The 16,196-nt window shown below is 63.6% G+C and carries 14 protein-coding genes and 1 tRNA gene; 8 read left to right on the top strand and 7 right to left on the bottom strand.

Annotated elements, in window-relative coordinates; translation table 11 throughout:
• Nucleotides 1-150: 150 nt before the first annotated feature.
• Both rlmM and tusA read left to right on the top strand, forming a co-directional pair.
• Nucleotides 151-1,215, top strand: a complete 1,065-nt coding sequence (gene rlmM / locus UB48_RS06155; protein ID WP_045194959.1) for a 23S rRNA (cytidine(2498)-2'-O)-methyltransferase RlmM — start codon at nucleotides 151-153, stop codon at nucleotides 1,213-1,215.
• Between the two features lie 51 nt (nucleotides 1,216-1,266).
• Nucleotides 1,267-1,509, top strand: a complete 243-nt coding sequence (tusA, locus tag UB48_RS06150; RefSeq protein ID WP_045194957.1) for a sulfurtransferase TusA — start codon at nucleotides 1,267-1,269, stop codon at nucleotides 1,507-1,509.
• Here the strand turns inward: tusA and UB48_RS06145 are convergent.
• Nucleotides 1,506-2,903, bottom strand: a complete 1,398-nt coding sequence (locus tag UB48_RS06145) for an MATE family efflux transporter (protein WP_045194955.1) — start codon at nucleotides 2,901-2,903, stop codon at nucleotides 1,506-1,508. The genes tusA and UB48_RS06145 overlap by 4 nt on opposite strands.
• A 142-nt stretch (nucleotides 2,904-3,045) precedes the next feature.
• On the opposite strand from UB48_RS06145, the gene pdxB reads away from it, so the two are divergent.
• Entirely contained in the window at nucleotides 3,046-4,188 is a 1,143-nt protein-coding gene (pdxB, locus tag UB48_RS06140) for a 4-phosphoerythronate dehydrogenase PdxB (protein ID WP_045194952.1), read from the top strand.
• A gap of 53 nt (nucleotides 4,189-4,241) precedes the next feature.
• Here the strand turns inward: pdxB and UB48_RS27950 are convergent, their stop codons facing one another.
• Nucleotides 4,242-4,418: a PA1571 family protein gene (locus tag UB48_RS27950; protein ID WP_177329142.1), complete on the bottom strand. Its 177-nt coding sequence runs from the start codon at nucleotides 4,416-4,418 to the stop codon at nucleotides 4,242-4,244.
• Between the two features lie 277 nt (nucleotides 4,419-4,695).
• On the opposite strand from UB48_RS27950, the gene UB48_RS06135 reads away from it, so the two are divergent.
• The 3 genes from UB48_RS06135 to mqo all read left to right on the top strand — a co-directional run bounded on the left by UB48_RS06135 (nucleotide 4,696) and on the right by mqo (nucleotide 10,265).
• Nucleotides 4,696-6,465, top strand: coding sequence for an ABC transporter transmembrane domain-containing protein (locus UB48_RS06135; RefSeq protein ID WP_045194950.1), 1,770 nt, complete (start codon nucleotides 4,696-4,698; stop codon nucleotides 6,463-6,465).
• A gap of 210 nt (nucleotides 6,466-6,675) precedes the next feature.
• Nucleotides 6,676-8,292, top strand: coding sequence for a methyl-accepting chemotaxis protein (locus tag UB48_RS06130; protein ID WP_045194948.1), 1,617 nt, complete (start codon nucleotides 6,676-6,678; stop codon nucleotides 8,290-8,292).
• 374 nt (nucleotides 8,293-8,666) lie between these two features.
• Entirely contained in the window at nucleotides 8,667-10,265 is a 1,599-nt protein-coding gene (mqo, locus tag UB48_RS06125) for a malate dehydrogenase (quinone) (RefSeq protein WP_045194946.1), read from the top strand.
• Between the two features lie 91 nt (nucleotides 10,266-10,356).
• Here the strand turns inward: mqo and UB48_RS06120 are convergent, their stop codons facing one another.
• The 3 genes from UB48_RS06120 to UB48_RS06110 form a co-directional block, all read right to left on the bottom strand.
• Nucleotides 10,357-10,731 (bottom strand): bacteriocin, encoded by a 375-nt coding sequence (locus UB48_RS06120; protein ID WP_038994310.1) that lies wholly within the window; start codon nucleotides 10,729-10,731, stop codon nucleotides 10,357-10,359.
• 132 nt (nucleotides 10,732-10,863) lie between these two features.
• Nucleotides 10,864-10,940, bottom strand: a tRNA-Pro gene (locus UB48_RS06115).
• 64 nt (nucleotides 10,941-11,004) lie between these two features.
• Nucleotides 11,005-11,226 (bottom strand): YgdI/YgdR family lipoprotein, encoded by a 222-nt coding sequence (locus UB48_RS06110; RefSeq protein ID WP_010223359.1) that lies wholly within the window; start codon nucleotides 11,224-11,226, stop codon nucleotides 11,005-11,007.
• Nucleotides 11,227-11,423: 197 nt separating this feature from the next.
• On the opposite strand from UB48_RS06110, the gene moaB reads away from it, so the two are divergent.
• The gene (gene moaB / locus UB48_RS06105) at nucleotides 11,424-11,963 is read left to right on the top strand and encodes a molybdenum cofactor biosynthesis protein B (RefSeq protein WP_045194944.1); all 540 of its coding nucleotides are present in this window, start codon (nucleotides 11,424-11,426) and stop codon (nucleotides 11,961-11,963) included.
• 7 nt (nucleotides 11,964-11,970) lie between these two features.
• Nucleotides 11,971-13,173: a gephyrin-like molybdotransferase Glp gene (gene glp / locus UB48_RS06100; protein WP_045194942.1), complete on the top strand. Its 1,203-nt coding sequence runs from the start codon at nucleotides 11,971-11,973 to the stop codon at nucleotides 13,171-13,173.
• Here the strand turns inward: glp and UB48_RS06095 are convergent.
• Entirely contained in the window at nucleotides 13,162-14,409 is a 1,248-nt protein-coding gene (locus UB48_RS06095; protein ID WP_045194940.1) for a glycosyltransferase family 4 protein, read from the bottom strand. The genes glp and UB48_RS06095 overlap by 12 nt on opposite strands.
• Nucleotides 14,410-14,473: 64 nt before the next feature.
• Nucleotides 14,474-15,928 carry a mannose-1-phosphate guanylyltransferase/mannose-6-phosphate isomerase gene (locus UB48_RS06090; RefSeq protein WP_045194938.1) on the bottom strand — a complete coding sequence of 485 codons (1,455 nt, stop codon included), beginning with the start codon at nucleotides 15,926-15,928 and terminating at the stop codon, nucleotides 14,474-14,476.
• Nucleotides 15,929-16,196 lie beyond the last annotated feature (268 nt).

The following is a 16,196-nucleotide window of genomic DNA, read 5'->3' as shown; positions in this document are numbered from 1 at the left end:
TAGCCCTGTTTGGCGGACCTGACCATGTACTGGACCGGCCGGAAGTGTCGCAGGTTCCGATCTTCCTTTATCATTCGCCGATTTACCGGCGCTGCGTATTGCGCCCGGTCAGGGTTGGCGGTAATGGCCGTCAGCCGTCCTGGAGTGAAGATGAATACCCTGTTTATGCATTGCCGGCCCGGTTTCGAGAGCGAAGTCTGTGCCGAAATCGCCGAGCACGCCGCGCGCCTGAATGTCGCCGGCTATGCCAAGGCCAAGCCGCAGAGCGCCTGCGCCGAGTTCATCTGCAACGACGCCGAAGGTGCCGAGCAACTGATGCGCGAGCTGCGTTTTGCCCAGCTGATCTTCCCCCGGCAATGGGCCCGCGGCGCGTTCATCGAGCTGCCGGAAACCGACCGCATCAGCGTTCTGCTCGAGGCCCTGGCCGATTACCCGCAGTGTGGCAGCCTGTGGCTGGAGGTGATGGACACCAACGATGGCAAAGAGCTGTCGACCTTCTGTCGCAAGTTTGAAGTGCCGTTGCGCAAGGCCCTGAGCAAGGCCGGGCGCCTGGTTGAGGATGCGCACAAACCACGATTGCTGCTGACCTTCGTCAGCGGCCGGCGGGTGTTTGTCGGCCTGGCGGCGGCGGATAACTCGGCGATGTGGCCGATGGGTATTCCGCGCCTGAAGTTCCCCCGCGAAGCGCCGAGCCGTTCAACCCTCAAGCTGGAAGAGGCCTGGCACCACTTCATCCCTCGCGATCAGTGGGATGCGCGCCTGTCCGATGACATGACCGGGGTTGACCTGGGCGCTGCGCCGGGCGGCTGGACTTATCAACTGGTCAAGCGCGGCATGCTGGTGACCGCCATCGACAACGGGCCGATGGCTGAGAGCCTGATGGACACCGGCCTGGTCCAGCACCTGATGGCCGACGGCTTTACCTACAAGCCCAGGCAGACCGTGGACTGGATGGTCTGTGACATCGTCGAGAAGCCGGCGCGCAGTGCCGCCTTGCTGGAAACCTGGCTCGGCGAGGGCTTGTGCCGCGAGGCGGTGGTCAACCTCAAGCTGCCGATGAAGCAGCGTTACGCCGAAGTGCGGCGCCTGCTCGAGCGCATCGAAGAGGGCTTCAAGGCGCGCAAGGTCAAGGTCTCGATTGGCTGCAAGCAGCTGTATCACGACCGCGAAGAAGTGACCTGCCACCTGCGGCGCCTGGATCTGAAACCGCGCTGAGGCTGCGGGAGCGGCTTGAGCGACAATAGCTGATTGTTTCCGGAGTTCTACATGACTGACTTCACCCCAGATGCCATCCTCGACGCCACCGGCCTGAACTGCCCGGAGCCGGTGATGATGCTGCACCAGTACATTCGCGACCTGGCCCCCGGCGGCCTGCTCAAGGTGATCGCCACCGATCCCTCGACCCGTCGCGATATCCCCAAGTTCTGCGTGTTCCTCGACCATGAACTGGTCCAGCAGCAGGAAGAGGCGGGCACTTACCTGTACTGGATCCGCAAGAAGCTCGGTTAACGCTTTTCAGCGCGGCGAATGTGCTTGGCGCTGCTGCGCGCCAAGCGAATCGCCAGCATCAGCGCCGCGCAGGTGAGGCCGGCAATCAGGCCTTCCCACAGGCCGTTAGGGCCGCTTGCCGGGCCGAACAGGTCGGTCAGGCCGAGCACGTAACCCACCGGCAAGCCGATGCCCCAGTAGGCGAACAGGGTCAGGATCATGGTCACCCGGGTGTCCTGGTAACCGCGCAGGGCGCCGGCGGCAATCACCTGGATGGCGTCGGAGAACTGATACAGCGCGGCATACACGATCAGCATCGCGGCAATCTGGATCACCGCCGTGTCCGGGGTGTAGATCGAGGCGATGGGCTCGCGCATCAGCAGGATCAGGCTGGCCGAGAAGCAGGCAAACACCAGCGCCGCACCCAGGCCCACCAGGGCGGCGAAGCGCGCCTGGCGCGGTAGCCCGGCGCCGATCGCCTGGCCAACCCGCACGGTCACCGCCATCCCCAGCGAATACGGAATCATGAACAGCAGCGAGCTGATGTTTAGGGCAATCTGGTGCCCGGCCACCACGGTCGGGCCGAGGCTGCCGATCAGCAGGGCAATCACTGCGAAGATGCTCGACTCGGCGAATACCGCGATGCCGATCGGCAGGCCGACGCCGACCAGGCGCTTGATCACCGGCCATTGCGGCTTGTCCAGGCGCACCAGCACGCGCTGGCGGGCATAGGCCGGGGCCCAGTGGGTCCAGGCGGCCATGCTCAAGGCCATGAACCACATGACGATGCCGCTGGCCCAGCCGCAACCGACGCCGCCCAGAGCCGGCATGCCGAAGTGGCCGTAAATCAGTACATAGTTCAGCGGAATGTTCAGCAGCAGCCCGGACAAGCCGATGACCATGCTCGGCCGGGTCCGGCCCAGGGCATCGCTGTAGCAGCGCAACACGTAATAAAGGGCGACACCGGGGAAGCCGAAGGCAATGCCCTGCAAATAGCCCATGCTCGGCGCTACCAGTTGCGGGTCGACTTTCATCACCTGCAAGATCGGTTCGGCGCTGAGCAGCAGGCCACTGGCGATCAGGCCGACGCACAGTGCCAGCCACAATGCCTGGCGCACCAGCGGGCCGATCTCGGCATGCTGGCCGGCGCCATAGCGCTGGGCAACCTTGGGCGTGGTCGCCAGCAGGATGCCGGTCATCAGCAGGTACACCGGAATCCAGATCGAGTTACCCAGCGCCACGGCTGCCAGGTCGCGGGGGCTGACCCGGCCGGCCATCACCGCATCGACAAAACCCATGGCGGTGGTCGCCAACTGGGCAATGATGATTGGCGTGGCCAGCATCAGCAGGCCGCGCAGCTCGCTGCGGATCCGCGTCGGGCGCGACAGGGCGGGGGTTTGGGTCTCGGCGGTCATCGGTGTCACAAGGCAGGCGTCCACAGGAAAGATGGGCAAAGCCGGCTAGTCTACGCCTTGACGCGGCAGTCAGGAACCTCGCCTGCCTGTGGATCGCCCCACCCGTATCGGCCTACACTGCGCACCCCGATAGGAGAGCGCCATGCTGATTGTTGCTGACGAGAATATCCCGCTGCTCGATGCCTTCTTTGCCGGTTTTGGCGAAATCCGCCGCTACCCCGGGCGGGCGATCGATGCCGCCTGCGTCAAGGATGCCGATGTGCTGCTGGTGCGTTCAGTGACCAAGGTCGACCGCACTTTGCTCGAAGGCAGTCAGGTGAAGTTTGTCGGCACCTGCACCATCGGCACCGACCACCTGGCCCTGGATTACTTCGCCGAGGCTGGTATTCACTGGTCCAGCGCGCCAGGCTGCAACGCCCGCGGGGTGGTCGACTATGTGCTCGGCAGCCTGCTGACCCTGGCCGAGCTCGACGGCGCCAGCTTGCCTGCGCGCACCTATGGGGTGGTCGGCGCCGGGGAAGTCGGTGGGCGTCTGGTCGAGGTGCTGCGCGGCCTTGGCTGGCAGGTGCTGGTGTGCGACCCGCCGCGCCAGGCGCGCGAGGGTGGCGATTATGTGAGCCTGGAGCAGATCATCGAGCAGTGCGACGTCATTAGCCTGCACACCCCGCTGACCCGTAGCGGCGAGCTGCCGACCTGGCACCTGCTGGGCCAGGCGCAACTGGCCCGCCTGCGCCCCGGCGCCTGGCTGATCAATGCCAGCCGCGGCCCGGTGGTCGACAACCAGGCTTTACGCCAGTTGCTGCGCGAGCGCGACGATATCCAGGCGGTGCTCGACGTCTGGGAGGGCGAGCCCCAGGTCGACCTGGCCCTGGCCGACCTCTGCGTGATCGCCACCCCGCATATTGCCGGCTACAGCCTGGACGGCAAGCAGCGCGGCACCGCGCAGATCTACCAGGCGTTTTGCGCCTGGCGTGGCGAACCTGCCGAGGTGCAACTGAGCGACCTGCTGCCACAGCCGTGGCTGGCCGAAATCGCCTTGCAGGCCGAGACCGATCCGGCCTGGGCCCTCGCGACCCTGTGCCGTGCGGTGTATGACCCGCGCCGTGACGATGCCGATTTTCGCCGCAGCTTGAGCCGCGACCCGGCGCAGCAGAAGGCCGCCTTCGACAACCTGCGCAAGCACTACCCGCCGCGCCGTGAAATCGAAGGCCTGGCCGTGCGCCTGCACGGTGAAGCGCCGCAACTGGCACAGCTGGTCCGCGCCCTGGGCGGCGTGCTGGTGTAAATAGCGGGCAATAAAAACCCGGCGCCTGCGCCGGGTTGAAGAATTCGGGCGGGTCAGTCTTTCTTGGCGGGGTCTTTGCGGCTTTCTTCCAGCGTTTTGCAGGCCTGCTGGACCATCTCTTCAGTGATGATGATCTCTTTGCCATCCGGGCCAATGATCGCACCACCTAGCGGCGCTTGCGGGTTCTTCACCGATTTTTCCTGGGTGTTGCCTTGATGTTGCAAGCTCATTTCCTGTCTCCTCATCAGGTTGCAAGCTCAGACTAGAATCGCCTCGTGACCGGCCTGTGACAGCTCCTTCGGTTATCACTGTGCGACGTGTCCAGTCCATCAGAAAGCCGAGTAAACCTCCAGTAGTACTTTAGACCGAAACGGTCTAGCCGGCTGTGGCCTGGGTCTTATATGCCCAGGTTCTGGTTCCGACGCCCAATCATTGCCCGCAGTTCCTTGGCGCTTGATCAACGGTCCGGTGTAGGCTGCTGTAAATAGCGGACAAACGGCGTACTCCATGCTTAACCGGTTTTCTTCACGCCAGCGCCAGGCCCTGCGCCTGGGCTGGCGTTTTATCCGTCCTTACCGCACGCAGGCGCTGCTGGCCTTGCTGGCACTCATCGTTACCGCAGCGATTACCCTGTCCATGGGCCAGGGTATTCGCCTGCTGGTGGACCAGGGCTTCATGACCCAGTCGCCGCACCTGCTCAACCAGTCCATCGGCCTGTTCCTGCTGTTGGTGCTGGCCCTGGCGATCGGTACCTTCAGCCGCTTCTACCTGGTGTCGTGGATTGGCGAACGCTGTGTGGCCGATATCCGCCAGCAGGTGTTCGATCATCTGATCTACCTGCACCCGGGTTTTTTCGAAAGTAACCGCAGTTCGGAGATCCAGTCGCGGCTGACCGCCGACACAACCTTGCTGCAATCGGTGATCGGCTCGTCGCTGTCGCTGTTCCTGCGCAACGCGCTGATGGTGCTGGGCGGCATCGTCCTGCTGTTTGTCACCAACCCCAAGCTCACCAGCATCGTGGTGCTGGCCTTGCCGCTGGTGCTGGCACCGATCCTGATTTTCGGCCGCCGGGTGCGCAACCTGTCGCGGCAGAGCCAGGACCGGGTCGCCGACGTCGGCAGCTATGTGGCCGAGACCCTCGGCCAGATCAAGACCGTGCAGGCCTACAACCACCAGTCCAGCGACCAGCAGCGCTTCGGCGCCACGGTCGAGGCGGCCTTTGAGGTGGCGCGCAAACGCATCCTCCAGCGCGCCTGGCTGATCACCCTGGTGATCGTGCTGGTGCTCGGGGCGGTCGGGGTAATGCTCTGGGTCGGTGGCATGGACGTGATCGCCGGGCGTATTTCCGGCGGTGAGCTGGCCGCCTTCGTGTTCTACAGCCTGATCGTCGGCAGCGCCTTCGGCACCCTCAGCGAAGTGATTGGCGAGCTGCAGCGCGCTGCCGGTGCCGGCGAGCGGATTGCCGAGCTGCTGGCAGCGCGCAGCGAGATAGTCGCGCCTGCTGACCTGCAGCGCTCGGCGCCGCGGGTCAGTGGCCGGGTCGAGTTGCAGGGCATCCGTTTTGCTTATCCATCACGGCCAACATCGCCGGCCATCAATGACCTGAAGCTTACTGTCGAGCCCGGCGAAACCCTGGCCCTGGTCGGGCCGTCGGGGGCGGGCAAGTCGACCCTGTTCGACCTGTTACTGCGTTTTTACGACCCGCAGCAAGGGCGCATCCTGCTTGATGGTCAGGACATCAGGTGCCTCGATCCGCAGGACCTGCGCCGCCACTTCGCCCTGGTAGCGCAGAACCCGGCGCTGTTCTTTGGCACGGTGGAGGACAACATCCGCTACGGGCGCGCCGATGCCACGGCCGAACAGGTCGAGGCTGCTGCCCGCAGCGCCCATGCCCATGAGTTCATCTTGCAGTTGCCCAAGGGCTATCAGACTCACTTGGGTGACGCCGGCCTTGGCCTCTCGGGCGGTCAACGCCAGCGCCTGGCGATTGCCCGGGCCTTGCTGGTGGATGCACCGATTCTGTTGCTGGACGAAGCCACCAGCGCCCTCGACGCGCAGAGCGAGCATTTGATCCAGCAGGCGCTGCCGACCCTGATGAGCGGGCGCACCACCCTGGTGATCGCCCATCGCCTGGCCACGGTGCAGCATGCCGACCGCATTGCGGTGATTGATCAGGGCCGGCTGGTGGCCATCGGCACGCATCGCCAGTTGATTGCCCAGAGCCCCTTGTATGCACGGCTGGCGGCGTTGCAATTCAATAACGTGACGGAAATGTGACAGCGTCCTACAGACTGTCACATTTCTGTAGCAATCCCTTGAGACTATCTGTTCCAGCTGTTGCGTAATGCTCGAACCTGGCTGCTATCGATCGATGGCAGCTTTTTTTTGGCCTGCCGTCAGTGGCCAGTGAACGAGGACAGGGACGTCTTTGCCTGGTTGGCGCCGAGTGGCGCCGCTCCCTTATTCCTTGTTCCGGGACTTCTTTCGATGTTGCGTAAATCCCTCAGAGTGCAAATTCTCGCCCTGCTCGGCGGCAGCCTGGCGGCGATCCTGCTGATCGCCCTGGTGTGCTTTCAGTTGTTGTCCTCCAGCGTGCGCGGCTACGGCCAGCTGATCGACGGGCCATTGCAGGCGTCGCAGTTGATCGATGAAGCCAACCTGCAGTTCAAGGTCCAGGTCCAGGAGTGGAAGAACGTGCTGCTGCGCGGCAAGCAGCCCGCTGAGCTGGACAAGTACTGGCAGCAGTTCCTGGCCCGTGAGCAGCAGGTGCAGGGCATCCTTGACCAGTTGATCGCCCGCAGCGAGCAGCCGCTCAAGGGCCGTGCCGAGCAACTCAAGGCCAGCCACCGACAGTTGGGTCAGGCTTACGCACAGGGGCGTCAGGCGTTTCTGGCGGCGGGCGCTGATCCTGTTGTAGGCGATCAGGCAGTCAAAGGTGTTGACCGCGCTGCCAGCGAGCAAATGAGTGAGTTGGTCAGCCAGTTGCGCAGCGATGCCCAAGCGCGTGCCCAGACCATCAACCAGTCTGCAGAGCGTACGGTCTGGCTGGGGCTGCTGGTGATGTTCGGCTCGGCGTTGCTGGTCGGGCTGTTCAGTCTGTGGCTGGTCAACCGCAGCCTGATCGAGCCGATCCGTGGCTTGATCGATTATGTCGCGCAGTTGAGCCAGGGGCGCTTCGCCGCGCGGGTCGCCAGCGATCGCCAGGATGAGCTGGGGCGGCTGGCGGTGGCGGCCAATACTCTGCGCGACTTTCTTGCCGACACCTTCAGCCGCCTGCAGCGCAATGCCGGTGAGCTGGAAAGCGCCAGCGGCGAGCTGCGCGGCATTGCCGGCAACATGGCCCGCGGCACCGATGACCAGTTCCAGCGTACCGACCAGGTCGCTACGGCCATGCATGAAATGTCGGCGACCGCCCAGGAAGTCGCCCGCCATGCCGCCGACGCCGCGCGCGCCGCCGATGAAGCCGACCACAGCGCCCAGGCCGGCGAGCAGGTGATGCAGGCAACCATTGCCACCATTGCCGGGGTCAACCAGGAAATTGCCGACACCGCCAAGGTGATTCGCCATCTGGAAGCCGACAGCGACCGCATCGGCAAGGTGCTGGAAGTGATCCGCGCGATTGCCGAGCAGACCAACCTGCTGGCGCTCAACGCCGCCATCGAGGCGGCACGGGCCGGTGAGGCCGGACGCGGCTTTGCCGTGGTCGCCGATGAGGTGCGCAGCCTGGCCCAGCGTACGGCCGCGTCGATTGCCGAGATCAACCAGATCATCAGCGCCGTGCAGTCCGGCGCCGTGGCGGCGGTAAAAGCCATCGAGAGCGGCCAGCAGCGCAGCGAGGAGGGCGCCGAGCAGGTGCAGCAGGCCGGGCAGATGCTGCAGCGCATCACCGTTGCCGTCGAGGCTATCCGCGACATGAACCGGCAGATCGCCACGGCGGCGGAAGAACAGACCAGTGTTGCCGAAGACATCTCGCGCAACCTGGTGGAAATCACCCGGATTGCCACCACCAACCAGCAGGCGGTGCAGCAGACCGAGCAGGCCGGGCAGCACTTGCACGGCTTGTCCGGGCAGTTGGGGGAGGTCACTGCGCGCCTGAGTGCTTGAGCAAAAGCGGGGGAAATCCGCCACATCCAGCGGTAAAGGCCTGGCAATGTGGCGGATTGTCGCCAGCTAAACCGTTAAAGTTGGGGTGCGACGACACGTCCTAGCTATTAGCCGTTGGTCTTGTAAAAGTTGGCCCGCTTCCTGCTTTAAGGCGACCCACCCTGACAGCGGCGGCCATGCCCCGCGTCTGGCGTGACGACCGTTCCCGATCCATCGAACAACCCCAGCCGCCATCCAGTGCGCGGGTGTCCGGGCCGATTGCCCGAGCACCAGCTACGCTAAGCCTTGGACTGCGCGAGCAACAACAAGAATCCGGGCGTGCACTACGGGACCTGCGGTCATTGCCAATTACTTCACTTCAATTGGATTGAACTATGAAAAAAATCCTGCTGACGCTCCTGTGCCTGAGTGTCATCGGTTGCTCCAAGCCCAGTGAGCCCGAGAAAACCGTAGACGTGCTGCTGATCGGCGGCGGCATCATGAGTGCAAGCCTGGGTACCTACCTCAATGAGCTGGAGCCCGGTTGGTCGATCGACATCTACGAGCGCCTGGACAAGGTCGCCGAAGAAAGCTCCAACGCCTGGAACAACGCCGGTACCGGTCACTCCGCGTTCTGCGAGCTGAACTACACCAGCGAAGGTGCCGACGGCAAGATCGACATCAGCAAGGCCGTTGGCGTCAACGAGCAGTTCGAGATCTCCAAGCAGTTCTGGGCCTACCAGGTCGAGCAGAAAGTGCTGAGCAACCCGACCTCGTTCATCAATAACGTGCCGCACATGAGCTTCGTCTGGGGCGACAAGAACGTCGAGTTCCTCAAGAAGCGTCATGAGGCCCTGCAGCACAGCTCGCTGTTCCGTGGCATGGAGTACTCCGAAGACCACGAGCAGATCAAGAAGTGGGTACCGATCGTGATGGAAGGCCGCGCTGCCGACCAGAAGATCGCCGCCACCCGCATGCCGATCGGCACCGACGTCAACTTCGGCGAGATCACCCGCCAGCTGTTCGCCTCGCTGACCAAGCACGACAACGTCAAGCTGCACGTCCAGCACGAAGTCCGTGACATCGTCCGTAACGCCGACAACACCTGGACCGTGGTCGTTGCTGACCTGGCCAACAAGGGCGTCGAGAGCAGCATCAAGGCCAAGTTCGTCTTCATCGGTGCCGGTGGTGGCGCGCTGAAGCTGCTGCAGAAATCGGGCATCCCTGAAGCTGACGGCTATGCCGGCTTCCCGGTCGGTGGCCAGTTCCTGATGACCGACAACCAGGACATCGTTGCCCGTCACAAAGCCAAGCTGTACGGCAAGGCTTCGGTGGGTGCGCCGCCAATGTCGGTTCCGCACCTGGACACCCGCGTGATCGACGGCAAGGAAGTGCTGCTGTTCGGCCCGTTCGCCACCTTCTCGACCAAGTTCCTGAAGAACGGCTCGCTGCTGGACATGTTCGCTGCGCTGACCACCCACAACATCATGCCGATGACCCACGCCGGTATCGACAACATCGACCTGAGCACCTACCTGATGGGTCAGTTGATGCTGAGCTTCGATGACCGCATGGCGGCCCTGCGCGAGTACTTCCCGAACGCCAAGAACGAAGACTGGAAACTGCTGCAGGCCGGTCAACGCGTCCAGGTGATCAAGAAGGACCCTGAGCACGGCGGCATCCTGCAGTTCGGTACCGAAGTCGTTGCTGCCCAGGATGGCACCATCGCCGCACTGCTGGGTGCCTCGCCAGGTGCTTCGACCGCTGCGCCGATCATGCTGAGCGTGCTGGAAAAGACCTTTAAGGATCGCATCAAGACTCCTGAGTGGCAGGCCAAGCTGAAGGAGATCGTGCCGACCTACGGCCAGAAGCTCAACAACAACCTTGAGCTGACCAACAAGACCCGTGAGTGGAGCAGTTCGCGTCTGAACCTGCTGTACGTTCCGGTGCTGCCGGAAGAAGCGGCTGCGGTACAGGCTGAGCCTGCGCTGTAAGCTTTCGCTTTGCCAGAAACAAACAAGCCCCTGTTCAGGGGCTTGTTTGTTTCTGGCCTGGCAAAAATATCGCCGGCTACTCGGTTGCGGATCAGTGGCGTTTCTTGCGATGACTGTCCGCCAGGTTGTTACCCAACGCACCACCAGCCGCGCCGCCCAGGCCTGCGCCAATTGCCGAGCCGGTGCTGCCACCGAGCTTGCCGCCGACCAGCGAGCCACCGGCCGAACCCAGGCCACCACCAATGGCCGCCTTGGTCTTGTTGCCTTTTTTCGCGCCCATGGCACTGCCTGCCGCGCCGCCGACGCCGGCACCAATGGCCGCACCGGTGCTGCCGCCAAGCTTCTGCCCGACCACGTTACCCAGAACACCACCCAGGCCACCGCCTACAGCGGTCTGGCCATCACCGGCCATGGCGCCTTGTGCGCACAAAAGGCCCAGGGTCAGGGCGGCAAGAGTCTTACGCATGTGAATCAACCTTAATGTTCAAAAAGGCGCGCATTCTGCTGGCAGCGTCGCCGCCGCGCAATGCTGGCCACTGCTGCTCGTCTGCCAGGCACGAAAAAGCCCGCGCGAGGGCGGGCTTTTTGCTGAGTAAAGTGGTCGGAGAGACAGGATTCGAACCTGCGGCCTTCTCGTCCCGAACGAGACGCGCTACCTGGCTGCGCTACACTCCGATGGAGAAAATATTACTCAAAATCTTCTCCTCGACAAGCCCCCAGAGGCGGCCTGTCGATCAGCTCACAGGTCCTTGACGGTGCGGACCTGGTCCTTGTTGATGCGGGTGCGCTTGCCGTCCAGTTGTTCGAATTCGTAGAAGCCCGAGTCTTCGTCGTATTGCGGAGTATCGACCGCCTGGATTTCGCGGCCGTCGTTCAGGGTAATGACGGTCGGCGAAGCGCAGCCAGCCAGAGTGCCAAGACCCAGGGCGAGCAGGAAAGCGGGAAGAGTCCGTTGAATCATTGTGTTTCTCCAGTAAAGGATGGTGCGTAATGTTTCTTGAGACGCATGGCGCCTGCGCAAGTTCCATGCAGATTTCAGCATAGCGGCAATCTAGCATTATTGACCGGCAACAATGCCTGGGCCGCTGGCGGGCGCGAGGCAGGCAGGGCTGTGATATAACACCGCTCATTCGTTCCTATCAATGGATTCAAGGTCCCATGAAAGCCAAGGCAGATGTACCTTTCGTGCCGCTGAACATTGCCGTCCTGACGGTCAGCGATACCCGCACCCTGGAAACCGACACCTCCGGCCAGGTGTTCGTCGACCGCCTGAGCGAGGCCGGCCACGCTCTGGCGGCGCGGGTGCTGCTCAAGGACGATCTGTACAAGATTCGCGCCCAGGTCGCCACCTGGATCGCCGATGAGCAGGTGCAGGTGGTGCTGATCACCGGCGGTACCGGCTTTACCGGGCGCGATAGCACCCCGGAAGCCGTGGCCTGCCTGCTGGACAAGCAAGTCGATGGCTTTGGCGAGCTGTTCCGGCATATCTCCCTGGCCGATATCGGTACCTCCACCGTGCAGTCCCGGGCCCTGGCCGGGCTGGCCAACGGCACCCTGGTGTGTTGCCTGCCGGGCTCGACCAACGCCGTGCGCACCGGCTGGGACGGCATCCTTGCCGAGCAGCTCGACGCCCGTCATCGCCCGTGCAACTTCGTCACCCACCTCAAGCAGGCCGCGCCCTGCGAAAGCCGTGGTTGAGGCGCCCATGCACACTCAACTGATGCCGGTCGAAGAAGCCCTGGCAAAACTGCTGGCGCTGGCCGAAGCCGCGCCTATCACCGCTACCGAGCAGGTCGCCCTGGCCGACGCCGAGGGCCGCGTGCTGGCACATGAGCTGGTCTCGAGCCTCGACCTGCCGCCCTGGCCCAACAGCGCCATGGACGGCTACGCGCTGCGCCTGGCCGACTGGACGGGCGAGCCCTTGACGGTCAGCCAGCGGGTATTCGCCGGGCATTCACCCGAGCCGTTGCAGCCGGGTACCTGTGCGCGGATCTTTACCGGGGCGCCGGTGCCGGTGGGGGCGGATTGCGTTGAGATGCAGGAAAACGCCGACGTCCTGGACGATCAGCGCGTGCGCTTTACCGAGGCGCTGCGCGTCGGTCAGAACATTCGCCCGCAAGGGCAGGAAACCCGCGCTGGCGAGGCGGTTTTGGCCGCGGGTACGCGCCTGGGGCCGATCGAGCTGGGCCTGGCAGCTTCCTTGGGGTGCGCCGAGCTGACCGTCGTGCGGCGGGTCAAGGTCGCTGTGCTGTCGACCGGCGACGAACTGGTCGAGCCCGGCTTGCCCCTGGGGCCCGGGCAGATCTACAACAGCAACCGGCGGCTGCTCGGCAGCTGGCTGCAACGCCTGGGCTGTGAGGTGATCGACGCTGGCATTCTGGCCGATGACCTGGAGAAAACCCGCAACTGCCTGGCTGCCCTGCAGGGCGTCGACCTGATCCTTTCCACTGGCGGTGTTTCGGTGGGCGAGGCCGATTACCTGGGCATCGCCCTGCGTGAAGAGGGCGAACTGTCGCTGTGGAAGCTGGCAATCAAGCCGGGCAAGCCGCTGACCTTCGGTCATTACAAGGGCGTGCCGGTCATTGGCTTGCCGGGTAACCCGGCTTCGACCCTGGTGACCTTCGGCCTGCTGACCCGGCCCTACCTGTTGCGCCGCCAGGGCGTTACCGAGGTCACGCCGCTGCAGTTCGCGGTGCCGGCCGGGTTCGACTGGCCCAAGGCTGGCACGCGCCGCGAATACCTGCGCGGGCGACTGGAGCAGGGCAGCGCATTGATCTACAAGAACCAGAGTTCGGGCGTGCTGCGCAGCGCCGCCTGGGCCGAGGGCCTGGTCGAAGTCCGTGAGGGCCAGACCCCGGGCAAGGGCGATATCGTGCAGTTCATTCCCTTGAGCGAGCTACTTGGTTGAACGGCTGAGCAGGGTGTCGCCCACCAGGGTGGCACCGCTCGGCGCGCGCAGGCTGGGGCGCGCATGCACGCTTTCCAGCTGGGCAGCGGCGATGCTCCAGTCGTGGCGGCTGCAGACAAACTCCCGCGCCGCTTGCGACAGCTGGCGCAGGCGCCAGGGCTGATTGAGCAGTTGGTTAATCATCAGCGCCAGCTGGTCGCCGTCGTCACTGGCCAGGTAGTGCTCGCCATGGGTCACCTGCAGGCCTGACACGCCTTTGGCTGTGGTTACCACCGGCAGCCCGGCGGCCATGGCTTCCAGTATCTTGATCTTCGAGCCGCCGCCATAACGTAGCGGCGCAAAGAAGATCGCCGAGTTGCGTTGCAGTTCGCGCAGGTCAGGCAGGTAACCAATCCATTCGATTCGCGGGTCGCTCCAGCGCAGTTTCCAGCTGGGCGGCAAGGCGTGGCCAACCACGGCCAGGCGTACCGCGGGGTTGCTCAACCAGACTTGCGGCAGAATGTCTTCCAGCGCCCATTCGATGGCTTCAAGGTTGGCGCCGTATTCGAAATTGCCGACGAACAGCAGGCGCTGGCTGCACAGCGACGGCTGGATATCCTGGTAATGCGCGCAATCCACGCCATTGATCACCACCGACACCGCAGCGCCGGTCGCCTGGCTGATGTGTTCGGCGTCGGTTGGGCTGACCGCTACCACTTCATGGGCCTGGCTGAGCACGCGGTTTTCCCAGCGCCGGTAACGCCAGCGATCAAAGGCATTGAACGGTCGCAGCCACAGTGGCAAGCGGTCGTGGCAAGCGGCGCCATTGACCGATTCGATGTTGTGCTCGCTGAGCACGAATGGCAGCCCGCGAGCCTGCAGGGCCTTTTCGAACGGCTGGAAGCTGTAGCTGTGCTCGATCTGGATGACATCCCAGGGCTCTTCCAGCAATTGCTCGAAGCAGTGGCGCAGGTGCGGCGCCAGGCCATTGATGCTGGCGCGCATCGGATAGCTGGGGTAGATCGCCGCCAGCAGGTTCAGGGGGCTGTGGAAGGGGCGCCTGGGTAGCACGATCAGGCGTTCGAGCAAAGGTTCCAAGGCCTGTCGGGCCGCGTCGCTGGGCGGGATTTTCGATTGCACCAGCAGGGTGATGCGGTGACCCCGCTGCGCCAGGCTGCGCAGCAGGTGGTATTGCCGGGTTTTACCGCCGCTGGTGGTGGGCCAGGGCAGGTAGGGTAGTGTCCAGAGTACGCGCATGACCCCTTTCCTCTGTGTTCAGGCGGGTAACGGCATGCAGATAAAAATGGACGCGCCGGGGGAATCAGCTTGCGGCTGGCTCCGGGGCGCGTCCATAGATATCAGTAAAGCGCACGATGTCATCCTCGCCCAGGTATTCGCCACTTTGTACTTCAATCATTACCAGATCGATCACCCCCGGGTTGGTCAGGCGGTGTACCCGGCCGGGTTTGATGAAGGTCGATTCGTTGGTATCGAGCAGAAATTCCTCTTCACCATTGGTCACACAGGCCATGCCGCTGACCACGATCCAGTGCTCGCTGCGGTGATGATGCATCTGCAGCGACAGCGAAGCCTCGGGGCGGACCATGATGCGCTTGATCTTGAACCGCGGGCCTTCCTCGAGCACCGTGTAGGTGCCCCACGGGCGGTTGACCGTGCGGTGCAGGCGGAACGCGTCGTGGCCCTGGCGCTTGAGCTGCTGGGCAATCACCTTGACCTCCTGGCTGCGCGCGGCATCGGCAATCAGCAGGGCGTCGGGGGTGTCGATGATGATCAGGTTGTCCAGGCCCACCGCGCCGACCAGGCGCCGTGGCGAGTCGATATAGCAATTGTGCACATCGTGCAGCACGGTTTCGCCGGTGCAGCGGTTGCCTTGATGATCACCGGCCTTGAGCTCGCGCACCGCCTCCCAGCTGCCGATATCGCTCCAGCCCAGCTGGCTGGGCAGTACCGCGACCTGATGCGAGGTCTCCATCACGGCATAGTCGATGGAAATGTCCGGCACCAGGGCGAAGCTGTCCGGGTCCAGTTCCACCTGGCACTCGCGGGCGCCTTCCTTGCACGGGCTCAGGGCCAGGCAGTGATTGACCGCCGCCAGCAGTTGCGGGGCGTGCTGTTCCAGTTCATGCAGGATGGCGTCGACACGCATGCAGAACATCCCGGCATTCCACAGGTGCTGGCCGCCATCGAGGTACTGCTGGGCGGTGTCGGCGTCGGGCTTTTCGACAAAGCGGGCAACCCTGAAGCCGTGGGCATCCAGGGCCTGGCCTTTTTCGATGTAGCCAAAACCGGTTTCAGCACGGGTCGGCAGCAGGCCGAAGGTGGTCAGCCAGCCCTGGGCAGCCAGCAAGCGGGCCTGGCTGACGGCCTGGTCGAAGGCGCTGAGGTCGTTGATCAGGTGATCGGCTGGCAGCACCAGCAATTGCGCATCCTCACCGTACAGCCGGGCGCAGTGCAGAGCGGCAGCGGCAATGGCGGCGGCGGTGTTGCGGCCAAAGGGTTCGAGGATGTAGTCCAGGGCCAGGTTGGCGGTGTTCAGTGGGCGGAATTCGTCCTGGGTGCGGAAAAACACCTCGCGGTTGGTCACGGTCAAAACCCGCTCAACGTCCGCCAGCCCGCTGGCGCGGGCGAAGGTTTTCTGCAGCAGGCTCTGGCCGTCGGGCAGGCGCATGAACGGCTTGGGCATGGTTTCGCGCGAAACCGGCCACAGGCGGGTGCCGGCGCCGCCAGCGATGATGCAAGGGATCAGAACACTCATCTCACAGCCTCGAGTCAGGGGCACTGCCTGGGCAGTGCAGCAAAAGTAAACAGAGCAACCTGGCAGGCTTTTGCGCAATGAGTCAATAAAATGACTTTTGCCACTGGCATCGTCCATGAAGGCCAAATATTTGTCGAATGATGCCCCTCGGCGGCGAAGCTTTCAATGATATTTGTGTGAATGGCATGCGAAACTCTGCTGAAACGTTACCTGCAATGCAGTAAAGGGACGCCGGAAACGGTCGAGATACTCGACGCTCAAATCATCG

Source organism: Pseudomonas sp. 2(2015), assembly GCF_000955865.1.
GTDB lineage: Bacteria > Pseudomonadota > Gammaproteobacteria > Pseudomonadales > Pseudomonadaceae > Aquipseudomonas.
This window is presented reverse-complemented; position numbering and strand designations above follow the sequence as displayed.